This is a genomic window from Actinosynnema sp. NPDC023794 (genome assembly GCF_040639675.1).
Classification (GTDB): Bacteria; Actinomycetota; Actinomycetes; order Mycobacteriales; family Pseudonocardiaceae; genus Actinosynnema; species Actinosynnema luteola.
Window position 1 is genome coordinate 437,448 of sequence record NZ_JBFAFR010000003.1, and the last position, 25,043, is coordinate 462,490.

Sequence of the window (25,043 nt, forward strand, 5' to 3'; positions counted from 1 at the left end):
TCCTGGAGGTCCGACCACATGCGCCTGATGGCCGTGCCCGCCGCCGCGCTGGTCGCGCTCTGCGCCGCCCCCGCTCTCGCCCAGCCCACGACGCCCGTGCCGGGTCCGCGGGACCCCGGCCAGCCGCCGGTGTCCGCCGGACCGGCGCCCCGGACGCACGCGATCGGCGACGCGGGCACCGGCCTGGCCGTGGTCAGGCTCGCGCCGGGCTCGACGCCCACGAGCACGATCCTGCCGGGCTTCGGCGAGCAGCTGCCCGAGCAGTCGGCGGCCGAGATCGGCGTCGGCCTCGCCTCCGCCCAGGCCAACACCGAGGCGTTCCTGTCCTACGAGCGGGCGATCGCGCAGGCGTCCCCGCTCGGCTTCGCGGTCCAGGGCCGGGCGCCGCAGACGCCGGGCACGCTGGTGCAGACCGCGTCGCCGGACAACGCCGCGCCCGTCACCGGCGGCCTCACGCCACCCGCCACCCCGCTGGACGCCCTGCTCAAGGTCGGTCTGCTCGACGGCAGCGTGCACGCCCGCTGGGACGACGAGCTGGGCCCGTGCGTGCAGCCCCTCGCCGACGCGAAGACCTCCGTCGCGTCCCTGAGCGTCCTCAACGCCATCCCGACCCTGCCCAGCACGCCGGACCTGACCGACCTGCTCGCCGGGGACGCGCCGAAGCTCGACGCCGCCGCCCGGCAGGCCCTGATCGACAACGTCAAGCAGCTCACCGCGCCGCTCAGCCAACTGGGCGGCCTGCTCTCCGGCACGCCCGACACCGGCGCGAACGGCTCGCTGCTCAGCCTCCCCGAGACGCTCAGCGCCCGCTCCACCGTCGACCTCGTCGACCTGCCCGGCAGCCCGAACAAGGCCGTGCGGTCGACCTCCACGCTCCAGGCCGCGAGCGTCCGCCTCCTCGCCGGCACGCCGGCGGAGATCCGCGTGGACGTGGTCGGTCAGCCGACGCTGGTCGCCCTGTCGACCGGCGACCGGGCCACGTCCGGGATCACCTACACCGCGCCCGTGCTGCGGGTCAGCCAGGGCGGCAAGGAGCTGGGCACGCTCGACGCCGCCAACCCGAAGCTGGACGTGCCCATCGGCGTCGCGCCGGGCCGGGACCTGCCGCTGGTCGGCGCCCTGGCCGAGGGCCTGCCCAAGCTCGACATCGGCGTGCTGCGGCTGCAGATCGCCCAGCTCAACCAGAAGGACGTGGTGATCGACGGCCCGCTCCAGCAGGGCGGTCCCACCATCAACGGGTTCATGCTCGGGGCCACCGCGCGCCTGCTCGACCTCCAGCTGCTGCCGACCGACGCCCTCGGTCTGCCGAACCTGCCGTCGGCGCTGGCACAGGTGTCCCTGGGTGAGCAGATCGTGCGCGCGGCGGCCCCGAACGGCGGCGTGGTCTGCGCTCCGGCGCAGCAGCCGCCGGGTGGCGGCGGACAGGCCGCGCCGCCGAAGAAGGGCGAGCCGCTGGCCTACACGAACGCGGCGTACCGGACCGTCCCGATCTTCTGGACGGGCACCGCGCTGCTGCTGGTCGGCGTCGTCCTGGTGGCCGCCCTGCCGGCCCGTCGCCCGGCGCGGACGACGACCAAGCCGTCCGGGTGAGCGTCAGCCCCGCTGGAGCGTGGTGAGCATGGCCTCGATGGCGATCCGCGGCTTCACGTTCAGCTCCAGCGCGGTCCGGCAGTTCAGCACGGCCTCCAGCCGGCGCAACGTCGACTCCGGCGACCACTGCGCCGCCGCCGCGCGCGCGTCCTCCGCCCGGTCCGGGTGGTTGAGCACGGCCGGCGCGCCCGTCGAGGTCACCAGCACGTCCCGGTAGAACGCGGCCAGGTCGACCAGCGCCTGGTCCAGCGAGTCGCGCTGGGTCCGGGTGGCCCGCGACTTCTGCCGCTTCTCCAGGTCCTTCAGCGCGCCCTTCGCCCCGCGGGACGCGGCGGCCGTGCCCTTGCCCGTGCCGCCACCGCCCATGGCGGTCTCCAACGCCTCGCGCTCGGCCACGTCACGGCCCTCGTTCGCGGTCAGCGCGTCACCCTCGGCGGCCGACACGAGTTGGTCGGCGCACGTGAAGATGTCCGCGGGCCGCCGCAACGCGGTCGGGATCCGCAGCACCGCCTCGCGCCGGGCCCGCGAGTCCTCGTCGTTGGCCAACCGCCGCGCCCGGCCCACGTGCCCGCCGCACACCGAGGCCGCCCACGACGCCACCTCCGGCGCCACGCCCTCGTGCTCCAACGCCGACGCGATCGCCGCGGCGCGCGGGGTCGCCAGCGACACGATCCGGCAGCGCGACCGGATGGTCACCGACACGTCCTCGGGGTGGTCCGACGGCGCGCACAGCAGGAACACGGTCCGCGCCGGAGGCTCCTCCACCGCCTTGAGCAGCGCGTTCGCCGCGCCCTCGGTGAGCCGGTCGGCGTCGGCGATGATCACCACCTGCCACCGCCCGGACGTCGGCCGCCGGGCCGAGACCTGCACCAGCGACCGCATCTCGGCCACCGAGATCGACAGGCCCTCGGGCGCGACCACCCGCACGTCGGCGTGCGTGCCGGCCACCGTCGTGTGGCACCCGGCGCACGAGCCGCAGCCCGGCCGGTCGTCCACGGCGGTGCACTGCAGCGCGGCGGCGAACGCCCGTGCCGCGACCGAGCGCCCCGACCCGGGAGGCCCGGTGAACAGCCACGCGTGCGTCATCGCGCCCGAAGCCGGCGTGCCGCCCGCCACGATCGACGCGGCGGCCTCCGCCGCCGCCGACAGCACCGCGACCGCCTCCGGCTGGCCGACGACGTCGCCCCACACACCACGGTTCACCAGGCGACCGTACCGATCCGTCAGGGCGTCTCCGCCACCGGCTTGACCGGCATCCTGGTCCGCCGGGCCAGCAGCGGCAGCACGGCGGACCGCACCCGTGCGGCGACCTCGTCCTCGGTGCCGTCGGCGTCGACCACGACGTACCGCTCCGGGTCGGCCGAGGCCATGTCGGTCAGCAGCTTCTGCACCCGCCAGTGGTGCTCGACGGTGTCCAGCGTGCCGCCGGAGGCCCGCACGGTGGGCGGCATCCGGTCCAGCAGCACGGTCATGTCCGGCCGCAGCCGGCCGGTGGCCCAGTCGACCAGGCCCTCCACCTCGCGCGGCTCCACGCTGCCCGCCGCGCTGAAGTGCGCCAGCGGGCTGTCGACGTACCGCTCCATGACGACCAGCGCGCCGTTGTCCAACGCGGGCCGCACCTCGCGTTCCACCACGTCGGCCCGCACGGCGGCGGCCACCAGGGCGTGCGCCCGCACCCCGGCGAGGTCGGCGGTGGTCAGCAGGTTGCGCAACCGCTGCTCGTCCAGGTCCGGGTCGGAGGCCAGCACGACCTCGCGGCCGGTCTCGCGCAACGCCTCGGCGAGCCGCCTGGCCTGCACGGACGTGTCCTGCCGGGTGTCGCCCTCGACCGCGATCAGCACGCCGGCGGTCCGCCGCGCCCGCCCGCGCAGCGCCGCGAGCAGGTCGGACAGGAAGGGCTCGGAGCGCCGGTTGTCCATCTGCCGGCAGGCGATCAGCCCGAGCAGGGCGGCGATCACGCCCGCGCCGAACAGCACCGGACGGGTGCCGTCCACCACCATGGGGTGGCCGAAGACCGTGACCGTGCGCTTCTGCACCAGCGTGACCAGCAGCGGAGCGGCGGCCGACGCGGCGAACAGCACGATCTTGAGCAACGACTGGAGCAGCGCCACGGTCCGGCCGCGCATCGCGTCCTCGACCTGCGAGCCGACGATGGTCAGGCCGGTGAGGAACGCCATGCCCGCCGACGCGCCGACGCACGCCACCGCGACCAGCGCCACCCACAGGTGCGGCGCGAACGCCACGAACAGCAGGCTCACGCCCGCGACCAGGATCGTCACGCCGAACAGGCGGTCGTAGGGCAGCCGCCGGGCCATCCTCGGCGCGGTCGCCATGCCCAGCGCCAACCCGGCGAACACGGCCACGAACAGCAGGCCGAACGTGGAGTCGCCGCCCAGCAGCGACAGGGAGTACGGAGTGGCCGTGCCGATCACCGCGCCGGCTGCGGCGAACGCGCCGATCATGCCGATGACCAGGCCGCGGACCAGCGGCGTGCGGGCGGCGTACTTCATGCCGTCGCGCAGCATGGCGAAGAAGCCGGGCGCCTCGCCGTTCTCGCGGGTGTGCTTGACCGCGGCGATCCGACCGGACAGCTCCGGGATGCGGGTCGCCACGATGATCGCCGACGTCACGTACAGCGCGCCGTTGACCATGACCGCGATGGTCGCGATGCGGAACTCGAGGTCGCTGTTCTGCAGGCCGAGGTAGCCGGGGATGCCGGAGATGATCGAGTACAGGCCCGCGCCGGAGATGACCGAGATGCCGTAGGTCATCACCAGGCCGAGCTGGTTGGCCGTCTCCACCTGGTCGGGCCGGCGCAGCAGGTTCGGCACCGCCGAGTCCTTGGCCGGGATCCACAGCATCGCGCAGCAGCCGACCAGGAAGTTCGCGATGAACAACCACCACGCCGTGCCGACCAGCGCGATCGAGATGAACAGGCCGCCGCGCAGCAGGTCGCAGACCACCATGATCTTGCGGCGGTCGAACCGGTCCGCGAGCACGCCGCCGAGCGGGGCGAACAGGATCCCGGGCAGCAGCTGGGTCAGCACGACCAGGCTGAGCGAGAAGCTCTGCCACTGGTAGCTGTCCATCATCTTGGTGACGAGGCCGGTCAAGGCAAGCAGTGACAACCAGTCACCGACGCTGCACAGATAGGTGACACCCCAGAGCCTGCGGAACGGCCGGATCGCCAACACGCTGCGAATCCGGTGGCTGGTCGAGGCCGCTGTGCCGCCGTCTTGGATGGTGCTCACCCCCGCCGATGGTGCAGGCGGTAAGGGTAGCCGGACCGATTCACCCGTCTGACCACATCCGCCGTTCGGGTGACCTGCGCGACATCAGCGCACGAGGTCGACCACCGCTTCGATGATCTCACGCACGACGTTGAACAGCAGCCCGCTGAGCGCGGCCAGCACGACCAAGCACCCGATCAGTCCACTCTTGCTCTTCTTCGGCCCCTGCTCGACGACCACACGCCCGGACTGGTGCCGACCCGGCCCCTCCCACGGCCCGGACGTCGGCTGCACCGCGTCCTGCCTGGGCTGATGGCTGCCCAGCCCGGCGTGCGGCACGTGCGCCGCGGGCTCGCCCGACACCTGCTGAGCCGCGGTGCGCACCGGCTTGCGCGCGGGCGCACGACGGTTCGGCTGGACGTGCGCCGGTCCGGGCTGCGGCACGGGCGCCGGCGTCGGCGGCACGACCGGCGGCACGACCTCCGTCACGTGGCGCTCGCCCGTCACCAGGCCCGCGAGCGGGTCCGGGAACAGCGGAGGGGGCGGGGGCGGCTGCGTGCCGTCGTAGCCGAACCGGTCTGCGCCCGAGCCGTCCACCGCCCCGCCTCCCCTAGCTCTTGGACTTCGCCGGAGCCTTCTTGCGCGCGGGCGCCTTCCTGGCCGCCGGGGCCTTCTTCTTCGTCGTCGGCCCCTTGGCCCGCTTCTCGGCCAGCAGCTCGGCCGCCCGCTCGTCGGAGAGGCCCTCGACGCTGTCCGACTTGCGCAGCGACGCGTTGACCTCGCCGTCGGTCACGTACGGGCCGAACCGGCCCTCCTTGACCACCATCGGCTTGCCGGAGACCGGGTCCTCGCCCAGCTCCTTCAACGGCGGCGCGGCGGCGGCCCGGCCCCGCTTCTTCGGCTCGGAGTAGATCTTGAGCGCCTCGTCGAGGGTGACCGTGAACAGCTGGTCCTCGCTGGTCAGCGACCGCGAGTCGGTGCCCTTCTTCAGGTAGGGCCCGTACCGGCCGTTCTGCGCGGTGATCTCCGCGCCGGTCTCCGGGTCCTTGCCGACCACGCGCGGCAGCGAGAGCAACCTCAGCGCGTCGTCCAGCGTGACCGTGTCCAGCGACATCGACTTGAACAGCGAGCCGGTGCGCGGCTTCGGCGCCTTCTTCGTGCCCTCCGGCGCCTCGGGCAGCACCTCGGTCACGTACGGGCCGAACCGGCCCTCCTTGGCCACGATCTCGTGCCCGGTGACCGGGTCGTTGCCCAGCGAGCGGCCTTCCTGCGGCGTGGCGAACAGCTTGTCCGCGATCTCGCGGTTCAGCTCGTCCGGCGGCAGGTCGTCGGGCAGGTTCGCCCGCTGCGCGCTGGTCGTGCCGTCCTCGCCCTCGACCTCGCGCTCCAGGTACGGCCCGTAGCGGCCGACCCGGACGTAGACCGTGCGGCCCTCGACGTCGGGGAACAGCGGGATCGAGTTGACCTCGCGGGCGTCGATCGCCTCGACGCTCGACCCGACCAGCTTCTTCAGCCCGCCGGAACGGCCGACCGACGACTCGGGGCCGACGTTGCCGCCGAAGTAGAACCCGGACAGCCACGTGGTCCGCTCCTGGCGGCCCGCGGCGATGCCGTCGAGCTCGTCCTCCAGCGCGGCGGTGAAGTCGTAGTCCACGAGCCGGCCGAAGTGCTGCTCCAGCAGGCCGACCACGGCGAACGCCACCCACGACGGGACCAGGGCGGAGCCCTTCTTCCACACGTAGCCGCGGTCCTGGACGGTGCTGATGATCGAGGCGTAGGTGGACGGCCGGCCGATGCCGAGCTCCTCCATCGTCTTGATCAGGCTCGCCTCGGTGAAGCGCGGCGGCGGTGAGGTCGAGTGGCCGTCCGCGGACAGCTCGGCCGCCAGCAGCGCCCGGTCCTTGACCAGCTGCGGGAGGCGCGACTCGGCGTCGTCGGACTCGCCGCCCGCCTCCGAGTCGACCGTCTCCACGTAGGCCTTCAGGAAGCCCGCGAAGGTGATCGTGCGGCCGGACGCGGCGAAGGTGACGTCCTCGCCGCCCGCCGTGGTCCCGGAGATGCGGACCGACGTCGTGTTGCCCCGCGCGTCGGCCATCTGGGAGGCGATCGTGCGCTGCCAGATCAGCTCGTAGAGCTTGAACTCGTCGGACTCCAGCTCACGGGCCACCTGGCCGGGGGTGCGGAACACCTCGCCGGCCGGGCGGATCGCCTCGTGGGCCTCCTGCGCGTTCTTGACCTTGCGCGTGTACTGGCGCGGCTCCTTGGACACGAACTGCGAGCCGTACAGCTCGGTGGCCTGCGCCCGTGCCGCCGCGATCGCGGTCTCCGACAGCGTCGTGCTGTCGGTGCGCATGTAGGTGATGTAACCGTTCTCGTACAGCTTCTGCGCGGTGCGCATCGTGCGGTCCGCGGAGAAGCGCAGCTTGCGGCCCGCCTCCTGCTGCAACGTGGAGGTCATGAACGGCGCGTACGGCTTGCGCGTGTACGGCTTCTCCTCGACCGAGGAGACCGTCATCGAGGCGTTGACCAGGCCGTCCGCGATGGCCCTGGCCTGCGCCTCGTCCAGCACGCGGACGTCGCTGGGAGTCCCCTTGGGCCCCGCCTTGAGCCTGCCGTCGGAGCCGAAGTCGCGGCCCGAGGCCAGGCGCGTGCCGTCGACCGCGATCAGCCGGGCGCCGAACGTGCGGGGCGCGGCGTCCTCGCCCGCGTCCATGGTCGCCGAGACGTCCCAGTACGAGGCGGTGACGAACTTCATCCGCTCGCGCTCGCGCTCGACCACGATCCGGGTCGCCACGGACTGGACGCGGCCCGCCGAGAGCTTCGGCATGACCTTCTTCCAGAGCACCGGGCTGACCTCGTAGCCGTAGAGGCGGTCGAGGATGCGGCGGGTCTCCTGGGCGTCGACCAGGTCCTGGTCCAGGTCGCGCGGGTTCGCGGCGGCGGCGAGGATCGCGGGCTCGGTGATCTCGTGGAACACCATCCGCCGGACCGGGACCTTCGGCTTCAGCGTGTCGAGCAGGTGCCAGGCGATGGCCTCGCCCTCGCGGTCGCCGTCTGTCGCGAGGTAGAGCTCGTCGACGTCCTTGAGCAGCTCCTTCAGCTCGGAGACGGTCGACCTCTTGTCCGGCGTGACGACGTACAGCGGCTCGAAGCCGTGGTCGACGTCGACCCCGAGGCGGGCCCACGGCATGCCCTTGTACTTCGCGGGCACGTCGGCCGCGCCGCGGGGCAGGTCGCGGATGTGTCCCTTGGATGACTCCACGACGAAGTCGCTGCCGAGGTACGACGCGATCTTCCGCGCCTTCGCGGGCGACTCGACGATCACCAACCGCCGGTTGCCGCTCGCTGATCCCCCGTTTGTCTTCCTCGCCCGTGTCGATCCAGCCACGCCGTCCCGCTCTCTTCGAACACTGTGTCCCGACCCGCCAGTGTGCACTGTCCTTCGTCGCCGCTGGGCAGCCCTGGTCGGGACAGGGTGACACAACTGTGCCGGATCCTCTGCCAGGAGGACGCGCTACGCGGCCGGCCAGGTGCGTTCCGCGACGCCCGTCGGCGCGCGTCCGACCAGCTCGGCGAGCCGTTCGAGCCGCCGTCTGCCGACGACGCGCAACGCCGGTCCCCCGGCTTTCCCGGTCAAGAGTGTCGAGGGGAGGCCCGACGTGGCCAATGCTTTTCGCAACGCTTCGTGCGTGTCGGGCGCCTCGGGGTCGAGGCCGAGGAGGTACCCGGAGCCGGACTCGACCCACCGGCCGGAGGTGAGCGCCCACAGCCGCAGGGCCGCGCCGTCGAGCGTGAAATCGGGTGGGACGACCTTGCGGTCGCCGTCGAACCACTGCCCCGCCAACCCTGCCAGGTCGGTGCGGAAAGCCGTCGTGACCTGCCAGGACTCGATGACCACCGGTTCGGCCGTCTCGGTCTCGATCTCGGCCGACTCCGCTCCCGGCTCGGGCTCCGGCTCGATGTCGGGTTCCGGCTCCGGTTCCGGCGGTCCGCGCCGGCCCGACCCGATCACCACGGGCGCGAACCCGTCCGGCTCGTCGTCGAGCAGCTCGTCCAGGGGCTCGTCCAGGTCGGGCGGGGGATCGTCCAGGTCGTCGAGGGGTTCGACCAGCTCATCCGACAGCTCGTCCGGGGCGGGTTCGTCCGCGGCCTCGATCCCGGCCGGCTCGTCCAACGCCGAGCCAGCCGCTTCGGGCTCGTCCTCGGCCCCGACCTGCACCGTCCGGACCAGTTCGACCTGCGCCTGCACGCCCCGCTCGGCCAGCGCCGCCACCACCGCGGCAGCCCGGTCCCGGGTGTCGAGACCCACCGACACCCGGGCCGCACGTCCACGGGCGAAGCCCAGCGCCCGGCCGGGCCCGCACAGCAGGCCCGCCAGGTCACCGAGGCAAGGCTGTCTCGCCTCGGCCGAGTAGAAGGACAATTGCCCCACGAAGACGCAGCGTAGAACACACGTTCGACCACGGCCAGTCTCCGAAGGGCTGAACCACGTACCCCATCGGCCTCAGGCGTCCCAGCGGTGTCAGCTGCCGAGGCTCTTCAGCGTCTCGGCCATCGCCACGCACTGCGGGGCCTGCTTGAACGCCTCGCCGAGCTTCGGGTCGTCCTGGAGCTTCTTGATCTGCTCCTGGAGCTTGGACGGGTCGGCCTCGTCGCTGCCCAGCTCACCGAGCTTGGTGGAGAACTCCGGGTCGGCCGGGTCCAGCGCGGCCAGCTCGCCGTTGACCGTCACCATCTCCTTGCCGGAGTCGGTGAAGAACTTGACCAGCTCGTCGTGCAGGGCCTGGCTCTCCGCCGAGGGCGCGCCCAGGTCCGCCAGCTTCTCGCCGGCCTCGGTGAGCGACTTCCCCGCCTTCGAGGTGTAGTCCAGCATCGCGGTCTTCTGCGCGGCCGGGTCCTGCGCGCCACCCTCGAACATGGCCTTGAGCAGGTCCACGACGCCCTCGATGGTGGGGCTGATGCCCTCGCAGAACGTGCCGGTCCACTCGACCGGGTCGGCGGTGGCCGCCGCGGTCGTGGTCGTGGTGGTCGCGGTCGAACCGGACGACGAGGACGAGCCGCCACCCCCGCACGCGGACGTGACCAGGACTGCGGCGAACACGCCGGCGAGCGCGACACGGTGCTTCACGGAAATGCCCCCCAAATCGGGTGAAAAGGTGAGGGGGCAACGTACTACGAGGTCGGCGTGACGGGCTCCGACGGCCTCAACGTCCGCAGGTCCTGGCAGGCCGCCGCCTTCTCGGCCGCCGCCGACAGCTCCGGCGACGCCTCCAGCTGCTTCAGCGGCGCGACGAAATCATCCAGCCGTGTGATGGCCTCACCGGCGGCCTGCAACCCGCCGACCGGGTCGTTGGCGTCCGCCGCCTCGATGGCCGCCTTGGCGTCGCTGAAGTTCTTCGCGATCCCGGTGAACGTCACCGCCATCTGCTCGACCTGCTGGTCACCGCCCGCCACCGGCGACGGGCCCACGTCGCGCAGCTTGGTCGCGGTCTGGGTGAACGCGTCGGCCATCTGGCCCATGTACGCGCCCATGTCCGCCTTCAGCTTCGCCGGGTCGTTCGCGTCCAGCTGCGGCGGTGTCTTCGGCACCGTGGCGAACGCCGCCGCCGCCGTGCACACCTTGTCCATGTACGCCACCGCCGCCGCGTCGGACGGAGCCGCGGACGACGACGTGGGCGCGGTCGAGTCGTCCCCGGACCCGCACCCGGCAACCGCCACGACCAGGGCGGTCGCGGCGACCATCGGCAGAAGTCTCATCAGGGTGCTCCCCATCGTTGTGTGCGACTCCGATCCCGGGCGATACCGACAGTGTGCCCCCATCCGGGCGCGCCCACCCGGGCTACCCGGACGTGGGAGGGCGGGGTGCCCCCGACCGCGGCACCCCGCCCTCCACTCGCACGTCACGCGGAGGTGGTGACCTCCGCCGGGGTGTCCGAGATAGCCGTGCCGCGCCGCTTGGACACGACCACGGCGCCCACGATGACCACGACCGCCACGATCGCGATCGCGTACCGGATGCCCGCCGACTCGCCCGAGCCGACGGAGAACCCGACGATCGCGGGCGCGATCAGCACCGAGACCAGGTTCATCACCTTGATCAGCGGGTTGATGGCCGGACCGGCGGTGTCCTTGAACGGGTCGCCGACGGTGTCGCCGATGACGGTCGCGGCGTGGGCGTCGGAGCCCTTGCCACCGTGGTTGCCGTCCTCGACCAGCTTCTTCGCGTTGTCCCAGGCGCCACCGGAGTTGGCCAGGAACACCGCCATCAGCGTGCCGGTGGCGATCGCGCCGGCCAGGTAACCGGCCAGCGGGCCGACGCCGAGGCCGAAGCCGACCGCGATCGGCGCCAGCACCGCGAGCAGGCCGGGGGTCGCCAGCTCGCGCAGCGAGTCCCTCGTGCAGATGTCGACGACCTTGCCGTACTCCGGCTTGACCGTGCCGTCCATGATCCCGGGGTTCTCGCGGAACTGGCGGCGCACCTCGAACACGATCGCGCCCGCCGCGCGGGTCACCGCGTTGACCGCGAGACCGGAGAACATGAACACCACGGCCGCGCCGATGATGAGGCCGACCAGCACGTTCGGGCTGAACACCACGTTGGTGAACGACACCGGCACCTCGCCGAGGCCCACCTGCACGTCCCGCAGCGCCTGCTCGATCGCGTCCTTGTAGGAGCCGAACAGCGCGGTCGCCGCCAGCACGGCGGTGGCGATCGCGATGCCCTTGGTGATGGCCTTGGTGGTGTTGCCCACCGCGTCCAGCTCGGTGAGGATCTGCGCGCCCTCACCGTCCACGTCGCCGGACATCTCCGCGATGCCCTGCGCGTTGTCGGAGACGGGGCCGAAGGTGTCCATGGCCACGATGACGCCGACCGTGGTCAGCAGGCCGCAGCCGGCCAGCGCGACCGCGAACAGCGACACGACCACCGAGCCGGACAGCAGGAACGCGCCGTAGACCGCGCCGCCGATGACCAGCGCGGTGTAGACCGCCGACTCGAAGCCGACCGAGATGCCGGACAGGATGACGGTCGCCGCGCCGGTGAGCGAGGTGCGGCCGACCTCCTTGACCGGCTTGTGCTCGGTGCCGGTGAAGTAGCCGGTCAGCCACAGGATGACGCCCGCCAGCACGATGCCGATGATCACCGCGACGGCGGCGATCAGGGCCGGGTTGCCCGGCGTGCCCGCGATCTCCTCCGACACGCCGGCGAGGCCCGCGAACGAACTGGGCAGGAACACGAACGCCGCCACCGTGCACAGCACCGCCGAGATGACCGCCGAGATGTAGAACGAGCGGTTGATCGCGGTGAGGCCGTTCTCGCCGGTGCGGGCACTGGTGATGTAGACGCCGATGACCGCCGTGAGCACGCCGATCGCGGGCACGATCAGCGGGAACAGCAGGCCCTTCGCGCCGAACGCGGCCGTGCCGAGGATCAGCGACGCGACCAGGGTGACGGCGTAGGACTCGAACAGGTCCGCCGCCATGCCGGCGCAGTCGCCGACGTTGTCGCCCACGTTGTCGGCGATGGTCGCGGCGTTGCGCGGGTCGTCCTCGGGGATGCCCTGCTCGACCTTGCCGACCAGGTCCGCGCCGACGTCGGCGGCCTTGGTGAAGATGCCGCCACCGACCCGCATGAACATGGCGAGCAGGGCGGCGCCGAAGCCGAAGCCCTCCAGCACCCTGGGCGCCTGGCCGACGTAGACGAAGACGACCAGGGCCGCGCCGAACAGGCCGAGGCCGACGGTGAACATGCCGACCACGCCGCCGGTGCGGAACGCGATCCGCATGGCCTTCTCCCGGCCGCCGGTCTCCTTGGCCGCGGCGGCGACGCGCACGTTCGCGCGGGTCGACAACCACATGCCGAGGTAGCCGATGACGGCGGAGAAGCCGGCGCCGACGAGGAAGAACAGCGACCTGCCGATCCGTTCGCCGATGTCCTCGGCAGGAAGCGCGAACAGCAGGACGAACACGATCACGACGAAGATGCCGAGCGTTCGGAACTGCCGGTTGAGGTAGGCCGCTGCGCCCTCTTGGACCGCCTTGGCGATGTCCTGCATCTTGGAGGTGCCCTGGCCCGCGGCCAGCACCTCCCGGAGCAGCACGTAGCCCACGGCCAGGGCAGCCAGGGCGACCACGGCGACCACGGCGACGAGGCCGCGATCACCTCCGGAGAGCTCGAGGCCCTCCGCGAGGAATTGCCGGGACATCCGTCCTCCTGGTGAGTTTTCCAAGCCCAATGTCAGGGCCACCCCGCTGATGTGAGGCGGGTCACTCACGCGACTGTCAGCCCCGACACAACGTGATGCACCCCTCATTGGATGCGATAGCGGCGGAGTCTATTCATAGTGCGCAACCAGGCAACAACGCGTCCCGATCCGTGCACACACCGTTATCCGCAGAGGTAGGGTTCAGATCTCGGCCGGGTGTGCGAAGCTGCGCCCGTGGCGAACCAGGGACGTCGTTTGCTGGACCGGGTCCTCGCCGGGGTACCTGCGGGCGAATCGCCGTTGACGCACACCGAAGAGCAGCCCCCGCGGCCCGCGCAACCCGTCGAGTGGCCGGCGTGGGCAGCTGATCCGGTGGTGTCCGCGCTGGTGGAACGGGGTGTGACCCGACCGTGGCGGCACCAGGTGGAAGCGGCGACGCACGCGTGGTCCGGATCACACGTCGTCGTGGCGACGGGCACCGCGTCGGGCAAATCGCTGGCGTACCAATTGCCGGTCCTCAGCGCGTTGACAGGTGATCCGAAGGCAACGGCTCTGTACCTCTCGCCCACGAAGGCGTTGGGCGCGGACCAGTTGAGATCGGTGAGCGGTTTGGGCGTGCCGGGCGTGCGCGCGGCGTCGTTCGACGGCGACACGCCGATGGCGGAACGCGATTGGGTGCGCGCGCACGCCAACTGGGTGTTCAGCAACCCGGACATGCTGCACCGCGGCGTGCTGCCCAACCACGCCCGGTGGATCAGGTTCCTGCGCCGGCTGTCCTACGTGGTGGTCGACGAATGTCACACGTACAGGGGAGTTTTCGGCTCGCACGTGGCGTTGCTGCTGCGGCGGCTGCGGCGGGTCGCGCAGCGGTACGGCGCGGATCCCGTGTTCGTGCTGGCGTCGGCGACGGTGGCCGATCCGGCGGCGTCGGCGGCGGCGTTGCTCGGCGCGCCGTGCGAGGCGGTGACGGAGGACGGGTCGCCGCGCGCGGGGCGGACCGTGGCGTTGTGGGAGCCGCCGCTGCTGGACGACCTGGAGGGCGAGAACGGGGCGCCGGTGCGGCGTTCGGCGGGCGCGGAGACGGCGCGGATCCTGGCCGACCTGGTCGTGGAGGGCGCGCGGTCGTTGGCGTTCGTGCGGTCGCGGGTGGGCGCGGAGCTGACCGCGTTGGGCGCGCGGCGGGTGTTGTCGGAGGTCGACCCGTCGCTGGCCGATCGGGTGGCCGCCTACCGGGGTGGGTACCTGCCGGAAGAGCGGCGGGCGCTGGAGCGCGCGGTGTCGTCGGGCGAGCTGCTCGGCGTGGCGACGACGAACGCGTTGGAGCTCGGCGTCGACATCGTCGGGTTGGACGCCGTGGTGGTGGCCGGTTTCCCGGGCACGCTGGCGTCGTTCTGGCAGCAGGCCGGGCGGGCGGGGCGGACGGAGGACACCGACGCGCTGGTGGTGTTCGTGGCGCGGGACGACCCGTTGGACACCTACCTGGTGCACAACCCGTCGGCGGTGCTGGACAAGCCGGTCGAGGCGACGGTGCTGGACCCCTCGAACCCGTACGTGCTGGAGCCGCAGTTGGCGTGCGCGGCGGCGGAGCTGCCGCTGACGCCGGAGTCGCTGGAGTCGTTCGGCGGTGACGCGGCGTTGGCCGTGGTGGAGGACATGGTGGCGCGGCGGGTGCTGCGGCGGAGGCCGAACGGCTGGTACTGGACCTCGCACGACCGGCCGCACGCGTCCGTGGACATCCGCGGGTCCGGCGGCGAGCAGGTCGTGGTGGTGGAGGCCGACTCGGGGCGGATGCTCGGCACGGTCGATCCCGGTTCGGCGTGCTGGCAGGTGCACTCCGGCGCCGTCTACCTGCACCAGGGCGAGTCGTACGTGGTGGACGAGCTGGACCTGGACAGCGGTCTCGCGATGGTGCACGCGGAGAAGCCGGACTGGACGACGACCGCGCGTGACACCAAGGACATCTCGGTGGTGCGGGTGCTGGAGAAGCGCTCGTTCGACGGGGTGACGGTGTGCCTCGGCGAGGTCGAGGTGACCTCGCAGGTCGTCGGCTACCTGCGGAAACTGCCGTCCGGGCAGGTGGTCGACTCGGTGCCGCTGTCGCTGCCCGCGCAGACGTTGGTGACACGGGCGGTCTGGTACACGGTGTCAGCCGAACTGTTGGGCACCGGGTTGCCGGGCGCTGGTGGTGGGCGCAGTGCGCCGGGGGGCGCCGGTCTGGCTCCGGCGCGCGTCCCCGGCGCACTGCATGCCGCCGAACACGCGGCGATCGGCCTGCTACCGCTCTTCGCGACCTGTGACCGCTGGGACATCGGCGGAGTCTCGACCGCACTGCACCAGGACACCGGGGAGGCGACGGTGTTCGTGCACGACGGTCATCCCGGGGGAGCCGGGTTCGCCGACCGCGGGTTCAACGCGGTAGTCCCGTGGTTGGTCGCTACTAGGGAGGCCATCGCGGCTTGCGCGTGCCCGGCCGGGTGCCCGTCCTGCGTGCAGTCGCCGAAGTGCGGGAATGGCAACGATCCGCTGGACAAGGCGGGCGGGATGGCCGTGCTGGACGTCGTGCTCGGGGTGGTCGGGGAGAGCCGACACGACGTCCGGCACGGCCGAGTCGATCAGGACCGGTCGGCGGCGACCAGGCCGTAGGCGCTGGTGCGGTCGGCGGCCTGGAGCAGGGCGTCGCGGACCACGTCCACGTGCGGCAGGTGCCACGCGCAGATCTGCGGCTTGACCCGCCAGTGCACGACGCCGACCTGGCCCGTGCTCGGCGGCAGCGGGACGTACTCGCCCTGGCCGTGGTGCTTGACGTCCGGGTCGGTCACCGGCGTGCCACCCGAGGCGACCAGGAACATCCAGCGGCCCTCCGGGGTCGCCACGATCGGCACCGGGATGCCGGCGGCGCGCAGCTCGACCGCGGCGCGGCGGCCGAGGTCGGCGCCCACCTCGACGGCGTCCACGCCGTGGCCGGTGGCCAGCAGGATGCTGTAGGAGTGGCCGGCCCACCAGGTGGCGACCTGCTCCGCCTTGGTGCCGATGCGCTCCTGCCAGTCGCGGTGCACCGGGACCGGCCCGCGGTCCTCGACGCCGTCGCGCCCGGCCCACCGCTCACCCGCCGGATAGGTGCCCGGCAGCACAGGCCACCCGTGCCACGCGAGGTTGACCGCCTCTGCGCGCAGCTCGATGCGGAAGGCCCCGCGCCAGCTATCCGACCACTCCATCTTTCGTTCGCCTCCTGCGTTCCGCGTCCACGACACCGTGTCGCGTGTTGTTCGACACCGCGTCGGTGCCACCACTTGAACTAACGCCATGACCGGGGGTTTTGGTAACCCGCCAGTCGACAACTGGTCGTTGTGGCACGGCGAACGCCGCCGGCGCGGGCGTGGGGCAGAACGGCGTGCGAGCCGTCCGCCCACCGCGAAGCCGCGAATCTGCGGTCGTGTGAGTCCGCTCACCGCCGACGGACGACCGTTCGTCGTGCCGGGTGGGGATCACGGTTCGGCCGGACCTGCACGGGCGCGGGCGCTGGGCGCGCCGAACACCGTGGGCCCGCCGGTGACGTGGACGCTCACCTCCCACCCCTCCACCAGGCACGAGGCCAACCGACCGCCCATCCGTTCGACGACCCACTCGGCCCGGCCGCAGGCGTGCCCGACCCCACCGGCCAACTGCCCGGCCGCCGCCAACGCCCCGAGGTCGGCCGCCGCGCTCAACCGATGCCTGCCCACAACGGCCTCGCCGACGTGCACGCCGACCACCACGAGCCCGAACCACACAGCACCCACCGCGACCGCCATGACGGACGCCGACCCACGGTCATCCACCGACCACCCCCGGTTCCACCACCGCGTAGGCACGTGCCCGCAGCTCGACCCCCAGCCGCGAGACGGCGACCTCCACCGACGCCGTGTCCCCGTCCCTCCGCACCGCCCACCGCGCCCCTTCCGGCGCGATCGCCCCGACCACGCCGTCGACCCGCGCCGGGTCACCGCGGGCGACCAGCCGTGCCGCCTCCCGTGCCGCGTCCGTGCACCGGAGCTGAGCCACGACCGCCATCACCGCGGCGACACCCAGCACCAGCACGGCGACCAACCCGCACACCGCCACCGCCGCTTCGACCGTCACCCCGCCCCGGTCGTCGCCCAGCACCGCCCGCCTCACGCGTCCACCGTGAACGCCCGCCGCAACAAGGCCTGGAGGAGCCCTTGCACCCAGGTCCCGCTCATCAGCGAGTACAGGAGCAGGGCGAGCGCCGCGGCGGCGAGCGTGCCGATCGCGTACTCCACCGTCGACATCCCGCTGTCGCCCAACACATCCCGCCTGCCGACCACCATCTCCCACTCTCCTTTGAGTCCATTGTGGACACTCACCAGTTGTCACTCACACCGGCGACGATGCCGATCACCACCGGCACGACGCCCAGGCACAGGAACGCCGGCAGGAAGCACAGCGCCAGCGGTCCCGCCACGAGGACCGCGGCACGTTGCGCACGCGCTTCCGCCTGGTCGGCCACCCTCGCCCGCGCCTCCGCGGCCAGGTCCGCCGCCGCCCCGGCCAGCGCCGCGCCCGACCGGGCCGTCCGGCGTGCCGCTCTCGCCAGCGGCGCGGTGTCCGGGTGGACGAGCGCCTTGGCCCACGCGTGCACGGGGTCCGCGCCCAACGTGAGCAGGTCGACCACCTCGCGGAGGCGTTCGGCCGGCCCCGGTGGGACACCCGGCAGGACGGCCCGCACCGCACCGGCTACCGGCAGCCCCGCCCGCAAGGCGGCGGCCAGCAGGTCCCACGTCGCCGCCGCGGCGAACGGGTCCGGCGGTCCGGCCTTCGGCACGGGTTTTCGCCTGGTCCTCGGTCGCAGCCGCGCCGCGGCTCTCGACGGCGCGGGGAAGGCGATGACCGCCAGGGCGAGCAGCAGCAGGCTCATGCGATCACCTGCCTGGTCAACCGGCCGCTCCACCGCAGCCCGGCGCAGATCAGGACCACCCCGGCGACCAGCAGCACCTGTCCCGGCGGAGTGCCCGACAGGACGGCCAACGGTCCCGCGCCGCCGAACTCGCCGAGCACCACGCCGAAGAGCGGCAGCCCGGCCAGCACCGCCGCGCCGGCCCGCGGACCGGCCATGCGGGCGTGGACCTGCCCGGCGAACGCGGTGCGCCGGTCGAGGTCCCGCCGGACCGCGTCCACCACGTCGGCCAACGGCACGCCGTGCACCGCCGACAGCCGCCACGCCCTGGCCAGGTGGTCGGCGTCGCGGAACCCGGCCAGCGCCGCCTCGACATCGCCACCACGTGCCGACGTCGCCGCGATGGCCCGCAGGACGTCGGTCGCCGGCGGCTCCGCGTCCTCCGCCGCGCCGATCGCCGCCTTGGCCGGGTGGGCGCCCGACCGCAGTTCGGCGACGAAGGCCTTCAGCCCGTCGGCGAGCGCGACGGACGCCGCCATCCGGTCGCGCTGCCGGATCGTCTCGCGGTACGTCCGCCACACGGTCGCGGCCAGCAACGCACCCGCGATCGCGCCACCGGCTCCCACCGGCGTGCCCAGCGCGAGCCCCACCAGGACCGCCAACACCCGGTTGGGCTTCACCGACTTCCACCGCGCCCTGCGCCGTGGGCCGGCAAGCCGCCGTCGCGCCCCGGCCGACGGCAGCACCGCCAACGCGGCGGCCAGCAACAGCAGGCTCATGACGCCCTCACCAGGCCCTTGAGCACCGTGCCTGCTTCCTGCCAACCCCCGTCACGCCGCCACGCGGGCCGCACGACGAGATGACCGGACCACCGTTCCAGCACACCGATCTCGGCCAAGTAGCGCGTGCCATCGCCCGCGCGGCGCATGTGCAGCACGACCTTCACCGCCGCGGCCAGTTGGCTGTGCAGGGCGTGCCGGTCGAGCCCACCGAGCGCGGCCAAGGCCTCCAGCCGGGCGGGGACTTCGGCCGGCGAGTTCGCGTGCAACGTCCCCGCGCCGCCGTCGTGCCCGGTGTTCAGCGACGACAGGAGCTCGCACACCTCCGCGCCCCGCACTTCCCCGACCACGATGCGGTCGGGCCGCATCCGCAACGCCTGCCGGACGAGGTCGCGCATCGTCACCTCGCCCGCGCCCTCGACGTTCGGGCCCCGTGCCAGCAGGCGGACGACCTGCGGGTGGTCGGGCTGGAGTTCCCCCGCGTCTTCAACGCACACGACCCGCTCGTCGTGCGGCACGCACCCCAACAAGGCGGCGAGGAGGGTCGTCTTCCCCGAACCCGTGCCGCCGACGACCAGGAAGGCCTGCCGGGCGACCACGATCGCCCGCAGCAGGTCGGCCGCCACCTGGTCGAACGTGCCGCAAGCCTCCAGGGTCTCCAGGTCGTGCACCGCCGGGCGGAGGACCCGCAACGACAGACACGTGAACGGCGAGATCGGCGGCAGAACCGCGTGCAACCGCACCGAGCCGGGCAACCACCCGTCGACGTAGGGGGCGGCGTCGTCCAACCGCCGCCCAGCCGCCACGGCGAGCCGCTGCGCGAGCCGACGAACGGCTGCCTCGTCGGCGAACGCGACGTCGGTGCGCCGCAACCCGCCGATCCCGTCGACCCACACCTGATCCGGCCGGGTGACGAGGACGTCGGTCGTGTCCGGGTCCCGCAACAGCGGTTCCAGCGGCCCGGCCCCGACGAACTCCTGCCGCAACACCGAAAGCGCCCGCTGGACGTCCTCGTCACCGAGCACCCCACCGGCCTCACCACGCACGGCCGCCGCGACGGCCGCGGAGGTGAGGTCGCCGCGCCCACTGGCCAGCCGCAGCCGAACGCGCTCAACCAGATCGTTCACGACCACCCTCCCTCAAGGCTCGACGACGCCCTCCCAGGGCCTCCCGAGCCGCCTCGACCAGCCCCTGCCCGCCCTCGCCCGGTTCGCCCAGGAACGGCGCGGACAACTCGGCGAGCACCAGCTCCGACAGCGACACGGGCCGACAGCTCCGAAACCCCGCGGGCGGCCGGAACCCGGGATGCCGCCGCACCGTGGGCCCGCGATCACAACTCACAGCCCACCGCCGATCCAGCGCGGAACATCCGCGCCACCACCGACATCCGCACGACGACCGTTGTCCCGGCCCATCCCGTGACTTCTTCCCGAGGGCAGGCGAGGAACGGCCGGATCGTGCCGATGGGGTGGGTGGACGAGATCGCGGAACGGGCCCGACGACCAACGCGCCGCCACCGCCTTGCCGCGAACCCCATCGCCCACGACCGCGGCGAACTGCGGGGTCCGGCGTCGCGCTCCAGGCAGCCAGAGCAGAACAGCCCCGGTCGCGTGGCACGACAACCGGTGCGCCGGGCCGCGGGCAAGCGGTCGTCGTTCGTCGGCTGTCGGGCCACGGTGGTGGTTGCGGTTGTCGGCGAGCGTTCGCTGATCAGTGCGCATGGAGGGCCTCCAGGACTTTTCGGGCGGCCTTGGCCAACGGGCCGCGCGTGGTTTCGGGGAAGTGGCCGTTGTCCAGGGCCCTGGCCAGCCTCGGCTCCGGACGCATGGTGGTCAGCAGCGGAACGCCTGTCGCCGCGACGACCTGCGCCGCGGTGAGGCCGCCCGGGGCCGGGCCGCGGACCACCGCCTTCAGCCGCACGCCCCGCTCACCGACCCGGTCGACCACCGTCTTGGCCGCCATGCACGCCTTCACGTCCGCCGGCACCACCAGCACCGCCAAGTCGGCCCGGTCGAGGGCGGCGCAGGCCGCCTCGGTCAGTTGCCGCGGCACGTCGCACACGACCGTGCCACCGGCCCGCCTGCCCGCCTCGACGACCGCCACCACGGCGTCGGGCTCCGGTCCCGGCCCCGTCCGGCCGCACGACAGCACGGTCAGGCCGCCGTGCCTGCCCGAACGGCCCGGCAGCGCCGTGCGCAGCGCCGCCGCGGGCACGCGGCCACCCGTCAGCTGCAAAGTCGGCCACCGCAGCCCTTCCTGCCGCTCCGCGCCCAGCGTCAGGTCCAGGCCGCCGCCCAGCGGGTCGCAGTCGACGAGGAGGCCGTGGCCGCCGGCCGCCAACACGGCCTGGCCCACCGCCACCGCCAGCACCGAGGCCCCGGCGCCACCACGGGCGCCCAGGATCGCCAGCACCTTCCCCTCACCGACCGGCGCGCCCTCGGCGGCATCGGCCAGCACCGCCCGCAGCCGCTCCTGGTCGGCGGGCAGCTCCAACACCTGCTCCGCCCCCAAAGCCAGGGCACGCCGCCACACCTCCGCGCCGGGCGGACCGGCGCCGACGACGTGGACTCCCGCTCTGCGCGGGAATCCACCGCACGCGAGGACGGCCTCGAAGTCGAGCACCACCGCCGCCGCGCCGTGCCAACGCCCGCGCAACGCCGTCACGTCGACCACGCGCTCCACCTCGCAGCCGACGACCGCCGCCGCGTTCAGCACCTCGTCCACCAAGCCCGCATCGGTCAGCAGTGCCACCGGTCGCTTCATGCCGCTCTCCCCGTTTTCCGTGGTGGATCTACGGGTTCCACGGTGTCGGGCGGTGAGGAACGACACAACGACACATGATCAACATGTGGACAACCGGACTGCCTGTGGACAACTCGACGCGCCGCACGCAGGCGGACGGCAGCCGGCACGGGCGCGGCGGCGAAAGATCAGAGGCTGATGCAAGAAGCGGCGCGAACGCGCGGAGGTCCAGCGCGGAGCACCGGCAAAACCGACCCCGGACATGGGACGACCCCCGCCAGGGGGGAGGGACGGGGGTCGTCATTGGTTCAGTCCCGGGGGGTCGGACTGAACCCGTCCGGTCGAGCCGGACCCGTCTACTGTATCCCCACAGGACAGGGTCTTGCGTGTCTTCCGTCAGAGGGAGACCAAATTTCGACGGACCGCACACCTACTTCGTAAAGTGGCGAAGCACTGGCGGCGGCCCGCCGACCGCTCCCCGCTTAAGCTTGACCGGTGACCGAGCACGCCACCGAAGGCAGTCGGGTCGCCGCGTTCTTCGACCTGGACAAGACCGTCATCGCCAAGTCGAGCACGCTGGCGTTCAGCCGGCCGTTCTTCCAAGAGGGCCTGATCAACCGGCGTGCGGTGCTCAAGAGCGCCTACGCGCAGTTCGTCTTCATGCTGGCCGGCGCGGACGCCGACCAGATGGACCGGATGCGCTCGCACATCACCGCGCTCTGCGAGGGCTGGGACGTCGAGCAGGTCCGCTCGATCGTCGAAGAGACGCTGCACGACATCGTCGACCCCCTCGTCTACAAGGAGGCCACGCAACTCATCACCGACCACAAGGGCGAAGGGCACGACGTGGTCGTCGTGTCCGCTTCGGGCGAGGAACTGGTCGCGCCCATCTCGACCATGGTCGGCGCGACGCACAGCGTCGGCACGCGGATGGTCGTCGCGGAGGGCCGCTACTCCGGCGAGGTCGACTTCTACTGCGCGGGCGAGAACAAGGCGATCGCCGTCAAGCAGCTCGCCGAGCAGCACGACTACGACCTGAGCAGCTGCTACGCCTACTCCGACTCCATCACCGACCTGCCGCTGCTGGAGGCCGTCGGCCACCCCACGGTGGTCAACCCGGACCGCGCGCTGCGCCGGATCGCCACCCAGCGCGGCTGGCCGGTGCTGACCTTCTCCGACCCCGTGTCGCTGCGCGCCCGCATCCCCCGCCCGTCCGGCGCCGCGGTCGCCGTGACCGCGATCGGGTTGGGCGCCGCGACGGCCGCGGGCGTGGCCTGGTACGGCCTGCGCAGGCGGCGCCGGAGCTAGTTCACCCCGCCGTGCCCCGGTCAGCGGTACCAGTGGTCCCGAGCGCGTCGGAATCACTGTCACAAAAGCCTTTCCGCTACTGAACGTCGCTTGAACGGTGCACCCCATCGAGCCCTTGCTGTGACGCCGGACACGCACTACAAAGGAAGTGCGGACCTCGGGTCGGCCAGGGACGAAGCGGAAGAGAAGCAGCGTCCACCCCGGCAGAGCTCCGTGCGCGGACTTCGAGACACCCACGCGCAGCACGCCGCGGGAGGCTTGTCGTCTAGGGCCTGCGTACCGGGACGCCGGACGCCGAGGCCAGGTCGGTACGACACGAGTTGCACGCTTGGTAACTCAGAAGCCCGCGCTGACGACGGTGGGGCCCCTCAGCTGAGGGGCCCCACCGTCTTTCCGCGCCCGGACACCGAAACACTGCCCGAACGAGTGAAGCGCGAACCCCCTGGTCCTGTCGGTCCCCCTCCGCACAATGGCCACACAGCGCAACCCGTTGACCCGCCACTGTGACGTGGGTAACTTGCCAAACGCACCACCGAGTGGTGGAAAGTTCCCAGAGGGGAGGCCGCAGTGCTCCGTCCGCTCGTCGCCGTCGCCGTGGCCGCGGCTTCCGCAGTGACCTCACCGGCAGCGGCGCCACCGGCGCACGCCTCGCCGGACCAGGCGCAGCACATCACCGCCCTGGTCCGCGGCATGTCGCTGGAGCAGAAGGTCGGCCAGCTGTTCGTCACCTACCTGCACGGCCAGTCACCGGACGAGGCGCACCCCGGCAACCTGCGCGACTTCGGCGTCGCCACCCCGGCCGAGGTGGTGGCCAAGTTCCAGCCGGGCGGCGTCGTCTACTTCAACAACTCCAGCTACGACAACATCGACACCCCGCGCCAGATCGCCGCCCTCTCCAACGGCCTGCAACGGGCGAGCCGCGTTCCACTGGCCATCGCCACGGACCAGGAGATGGGCATCGTCACCCGCATCGGCGCGCCCGCCACCCAGTTCCCCGGCAACATGGCCCTCGGCGCCGGCCGCAGCGCGGAGAACGCCGAGCACGCCGCCCGCATCACCGCACGCGAGCTGCGCGCCATGGGCATCACCCAGAACTTCGCGCCGGACGCGGACGTCAACTCCAACCCGGCGAACCCGGTCATCGGCGTGCGCTCCTACTCGAGCGACCCGGCGCTGGCGGCCGAGCTGACCGCCGCCCAGGTGCGCGGCTACCAGGGCCGCTTCCTGGCCAAGCACACCGTCAGCGCGACCGCCAAGCACTTCCCCGGCCACGGCGACACCGACACCGACAGCCACACGACGTTGCCGAAGGTAGACCGCACCGAGGCGGAGTGGGACGAGGTGGACGCGCCGCCGTTCCGGGCCGCCATCGCCGCGGGCGTCGACTCGGTCATGACCGCGCACATCCAGATGCCGAAGATCGACCCGTCGGGCGAGCCGGCGACGTTGTCCAAGCCCTCGTTGGACCTGCTGCGCGAGAACCTCGGCTACGACGGCGTGGTCATCACCGACTCGCTGGCCATGGCGGGCGTGCGGCAGCTGCACGACGACGCCGAGATCCCCGTGCTGGCCCTGAAGGCGGGCGTCGACCAGCTCCTCATGCCGGTCGACCTGGAACTCGCGGTGAACAGCGTGCTGGCGGCCGTGCGCAGCGGCGAGATCACCGAGCAGCGCGTCGACCGGAGCGTGCTGCGGATCCTGCGGATGAAGTTCCTGCGCGGCATGCTCACCGGCCCGCTCGTCGACGTGGACGAGGTCGACTCGGCGGTCGGCCCGGCCGAGCACCTCGCCGCCGCCAGGGCGATCACCGACCGGACCGTCACCGCCGTGCGCAACGACGCGGGCGTGCTGCCCCTCCGGGCGAAGCCCACCGCCGCCCTGGTCACGGGCTGGGGCGAGACGACGACCCGCACCCTGGCGGGCGTGCTCGGCGGCACCGCGCTACCCACCGGCAGCGCGCCGACCCAGGCCCAGGTCACGGCCGCCGTCCAAGCCGCGGCCAACGCCGACGTGGTCGTCGTGCTCACCAACGCGCTGTCGCGCCAACCGGCGCAGCAGACCCTGCTGACGAGGCTCCTGGCCACCGGCAAGCCGGTGATCGCGGTCGCCGTGCAGAACCCGTACGACGTGGCGCACACGGCCGCGCCGACCTGGCTGGCGACCTACTCCTACGGCGCGGTGTCGATGGAAGCGCTGGCCAGGGTGATCACCGGTGAGGTGAGCCCCGTCGGCAAGCTGCCGGTAGTGGTGCCCGGACCGACCCCGTACCCCTTCGGCCACGGCTTGGAGTGGTGAG

At 72.6% G+C, this 25,043-nt stretch carries 20 protein-coding genes; 4 read left to right on the forward strand and 16 right to left on the reverse strand.

Annotated features, from left to right (window positions below; genetic code table 11):
• Window positions 1-18 precede the first annotated feature (18 nt).
• Window positions 19-1,590 carry a hypothetical protein gene (locus AB0H12_RS10665; RefSeq protein ID WP_499622394.1) on the forward strand — a complete coding sequence of 524 codons (1,572 nt, stop codon included), beginning with the start codon at window positions 19-21 and terminating at the stop codon, window positions 1,588-1,590.
• 3 nt (window positions 1,591-1,593) lie between these two features.
• On the opposite strand, the gene AB0H12_RS10670 is transcribed toward AB0H12_RS10665, so the two are convergent.
• The 8 genes from AB0H12_RS10670 to AB0H12_RS10705 form a co-directional block, all read right to left on the reverse strand.
• The gene (locus AB0H12_RS10670; RefSeq protein WP_499622395.1) at window positions 1,594-2,793 is read right to left on the reverse strand and encodes a DNA polymerase III subunit delta'; all 1,200 of its coding nucleotides are present in this window, start codon (window positions 2,791-2,793) and stop codon (window positions 1,594-1,596) included.
• Between the two features lie 20 nt (window positions 2,794-2,813).
• Window positions 2,814-4,841, reverse strand: coding sequence for a bifunctional MFS transporter/dTMP kinase (locus tag AB0H12_RS10675; RefSeq protein WP_499622397.1), 2,028 nt, complete (start codon window positions 4,839-4,841; stop codon window positions 2,814-2,816).
• A gap of 84 nt (window positions 4,842-4,925) precedes the next feature.
• Window positions 4,926-5,417: a hypothetical protein gene (locus AB0H12_RS10680; RefSeq protein WP_499622399.1), complete on the reverse strand. Its 492-nt coding sequence runs from the start codon at window positions 5,415-5,417 to the stop codon at window positions 4,926-4,928.
• A gap of 13 nt (window positions 5,418-5,430) precedes the next feature.
• Window positions 5,431-8,208 (reverse strand): type I DNA topoisomerase, encoded by a 2,778-nt coding sequence (gene topA / locus AB0H12_RS10685; RefSeq protein WP_499622400.1) that lies wholly within the window; start codon window positions 8,206-8,208, stop codon window positions 5,431-5,433.
• A gap of 126 nt (window positions 8,209-8,334) precedes the next feature.
• Window positions 8,335-9,252, reverse strand: coding sequence for a hypothetical protein (locus tag AB0H12_RS10690; RefSeq protein WP_499622401.1), 918 nt, complete (start codon window positions 9,250-9,252; stop codon window positions 8,335-8,337).
• A 90-nt stretch (window positions 9,253-9,342) separates the two neighbouring features.
• Window positions 9,343-9,948 (reverse strand): hypothetical protein, encoded by a 606-nt coding sequence (locus AB0H12_RS10695; protein ID WP_499622402.1) that lies wholly within the window; start codon window positions 9,946-9,948, stop codon window positions 9,343-9,345.
• A gap of 44 nt (window positions 9,949-9,992) precedes the next feature.
• Complete coding sequence (locus AB0H12_RS10700; RefSeq protein ID WP_499622404.1) at window positions 9,993-10,577, reverse strand: hypothetical protein; 585 nt, start codon at window positions 10,575-10,577, stop codon at window positions 9,993-9,995.
• A 143-nt stretch (window positions 10,578-10,720) separates the two neighbouring features.
• Complete coding sequence (locus AB0H12_RS10705) at window positions 10,721-13,024, reverse strand: sodium-translocating pyrophosphatase (RefSeq protein ID WP_499622405.1); 2,304 nt, start codon at window positions 13,022-13,024, stop codon at window positions 10,721-10,723.
• Window positions 13,025-13,258: 234 nt separating this feature from the next.
• On the opposite strand from AB0H12_RS10705, the gene AB0H12_RS10710 reads away from it, so the two are divergent.
• Window positions 13,259-15,667, forward strand: a complete 2,409-nt coding sequence (locus AB0H12_RS10710) for a DEAD/DEAH box helicase (protein WP_499622406.1) — start codon at window positions 13,259-13,261, stop codon at window positions 15,665-15,667.
• On the opposite strand, the gene AB0H12_RS10715 is transcribed toward AB0H12_RS10710, so the two are convergent.
• From AB0H12_RS10715 to ssd, 8 genes are all read right to left on the reverse strand, one after another.
• On the reverse strand, window positions 15,637-16,239 hold the full coding sequence (locus AB0H12_RS10715; protein WP_499622407.1) for a bifunctional DNA primase/polymerase: 603 nt from the start codon (window positions 16,237-16,239) through the stop codon (window positions 15,637-15,639). The two genes, AB0H12_RS10710 and AB0H12_RS10715, sit on opposite strands and share 31 nt — an antisense overlap.
• A 270-nt stretch (window positions 16,240-16,509) precedes the next feature.
• Window positions 16,510-16,842, reverse strand: a complete 333-nt coding sequence (locus AB0H12_RS10720; protein WP_499622409.1) for an Rv3654c family TadE-like protein — start codon at window positions 16,840-16,842, stop codon at window positions 16,510-16,512.
• Window positions 16,835-17,179, reverse strand: a complete 345-nt coding sequence (locus AB0H12_RS10725; protein WP_499622410.1) for a TadE family type IV pilus minor pilin — start codon at window positions 17,177-17,179, stop codon at window positions 16,835-16,837. The genes AB0H12_RS10720 and AB0H12_RS10725 overlap by 8 nt, the downstream gene beginning before the upstream one ends.
• The gene (locus AB0H12_RS10730) at window positions 17,176-17,352 is read right to left on the reverse strand and encodes a DUF4244 domain-containing protein (RefSeq protein ID WP_499622412.1); all 177 of its coding nucleotides are present in this window, start codon (window positions 17,350-17,352) and stop codon (window positions 17,176-17,178) included. Before AB0H12_RS10730 ends, AB0H12_RS10725 begins: the two co-directional genes overlap by 4 nt.
• Before the next feature lie 32 nt (window positions 17,353-17,384).
• The gene (locus AB0H12_RS10735; RefSeq protein WP_499622414.1) at window positions 17,385-17,939 is read right to left on the reverse strand and encodes a type II secretion system F family protein; all 555 of its coding nucleotides are present in this window, start codon (window positions 17,937-17,939) and stop codon (window positions 17,385-17,387) included.
• Window positions 17,936-18,697, reverse strand: a complete 762-nt coding sequence (locus AB0H12_RS10740) for a type II secretion system F family protein (RefSeq protein WP_499622415.1) — start codon at window positions 18,695-18,697, stop codon at window positions 17,936-17,938. Before AB0H12_RS10740 ends, AB0H12_RS10735 begins: the two co-directional genes overlap by 4 nt.
• The gene (locus AB0H12_RS10745; RefSeq protein ID WP_499622416.1) at window positions 18,694-19,824 is read right to left on the reverse strand and encodes a TadA family conjugal transfer-associated ATPase; all 1,131 of its coding nucleotides are present in this window, start codon (window positions 19,822-19,824) and stop codon (window positions 18,694-18,696) included. Before AB0H12_RS10745 ends, AB0H12_RS10740 begins: the two co-directional genes overlap by 4 nt.
• A gap of 583 nt (window positions 19,825-20,407) precedes the next feature.
• On the reverse strand, window positions 20,408-21,460 hold the full coding sequence (gene ssd / locus AB0H12_RS10750) for a septum site-determining protein Ssd (RefSeq protein WP_499622417.1): 1,053 nt from the start codon (window positions 21,458-21,460) through the stop codon (window positions 20,408-20,410).
• A 474-nt stretch (window positions 21,461-21,934) separates the two neighbouring features.
• On the opposite strand from ssd, the gene AB0H12_RS10755 reads away from it, so the two are divergent.
• Both AB0H12_RS10755 and AB0H12_RS10760 read left to right on the forward strand, forming a co-directional pair.
• Window positions 21,935-22,747, forward strand: a complete 813-nt coding sequence (locus AB0H12_RS10755) for an HAD-IB family hydrolase (RefSeq protein WP_499622418.1) — start codon at window positions 21,935-21,937, stop codon at window positions 22,745-22,747.
• 567 nt (window positions 22,748-23,314) lie between these two features.
• Window positions 23,315-25,042 carry a glycoside hydrolase family 3 protein gene (locus AB0H12_RS10760; RefSeq protein WP_499622420.1) on the forward strand — a complete coding sequence of 576 codons (1,728 nt, stop codon included), beginning with the start codon at window positions 23,315-23,317 and terminating at the stop codon, window positions 25,040-25,042.
• Window position 25,043 lies beyond the last annotated feature (1 nt).

Coding starts and splice junctions, on each gene's coding strand:
- AB0H12_RS10665 (WP_499622394.1), top strand. CDS start 19: ATGCGCCTGATGGCCGTGCCCGCCGCCGCGCTGGTCGCGCTCTGCGCC.
- AB0H12_RS10700 (WP_499622404.1), bottom strand. CDS start 10,577: ATGAGACTTCTGCCGATGGTCGCCGCGACCGCCCTGGTCGTGGCGGTT.
- AB0H12_RS10705 (WP_499622405.1), bottom strand. CDS start 13,024: ATGTCCCGGCAATTCCTCGCGGAGGGCCTCGAGCTCTCCGGAGGTGAT.
- AB0H12_RS10715 (WP_499622407.1), bottom strand. CDS start 16,239: ATGGAGTGGTCGGATAGCTGGCGCGGGGCCTTCCGCATCGAGCTGCGC.
- AB0H12_RS10730 (WP_499622412.1), bottom strand. CDS start 17,352: ATGGTGGTCGGCAGGCGGGATGTGTTGGGCGACAGCGGGATGTCGACG.
- AB0H12_RS10735 (WP_499622414.1), bottom strand. CDS start 17,939: ATGAGCCTGCTGCTGCTCGCCCTGGCGGTCATCGCCTTCCCCGCGCCG.
- AB0H12_RS10740 (WP_499622415.1), bottom strand. CDS start 18,697: ATGAGCCTGCTGTTGCTGGCCGCCGCGTTGGCGGTGCTGCCGTCGGCC.
- ssd (WP_499622417.1), bottom strand. CDS start 21,460: ATGAAGCGACCGGTGGCACTGCTGACCGATGCGGGCTTGGTGGACGAG.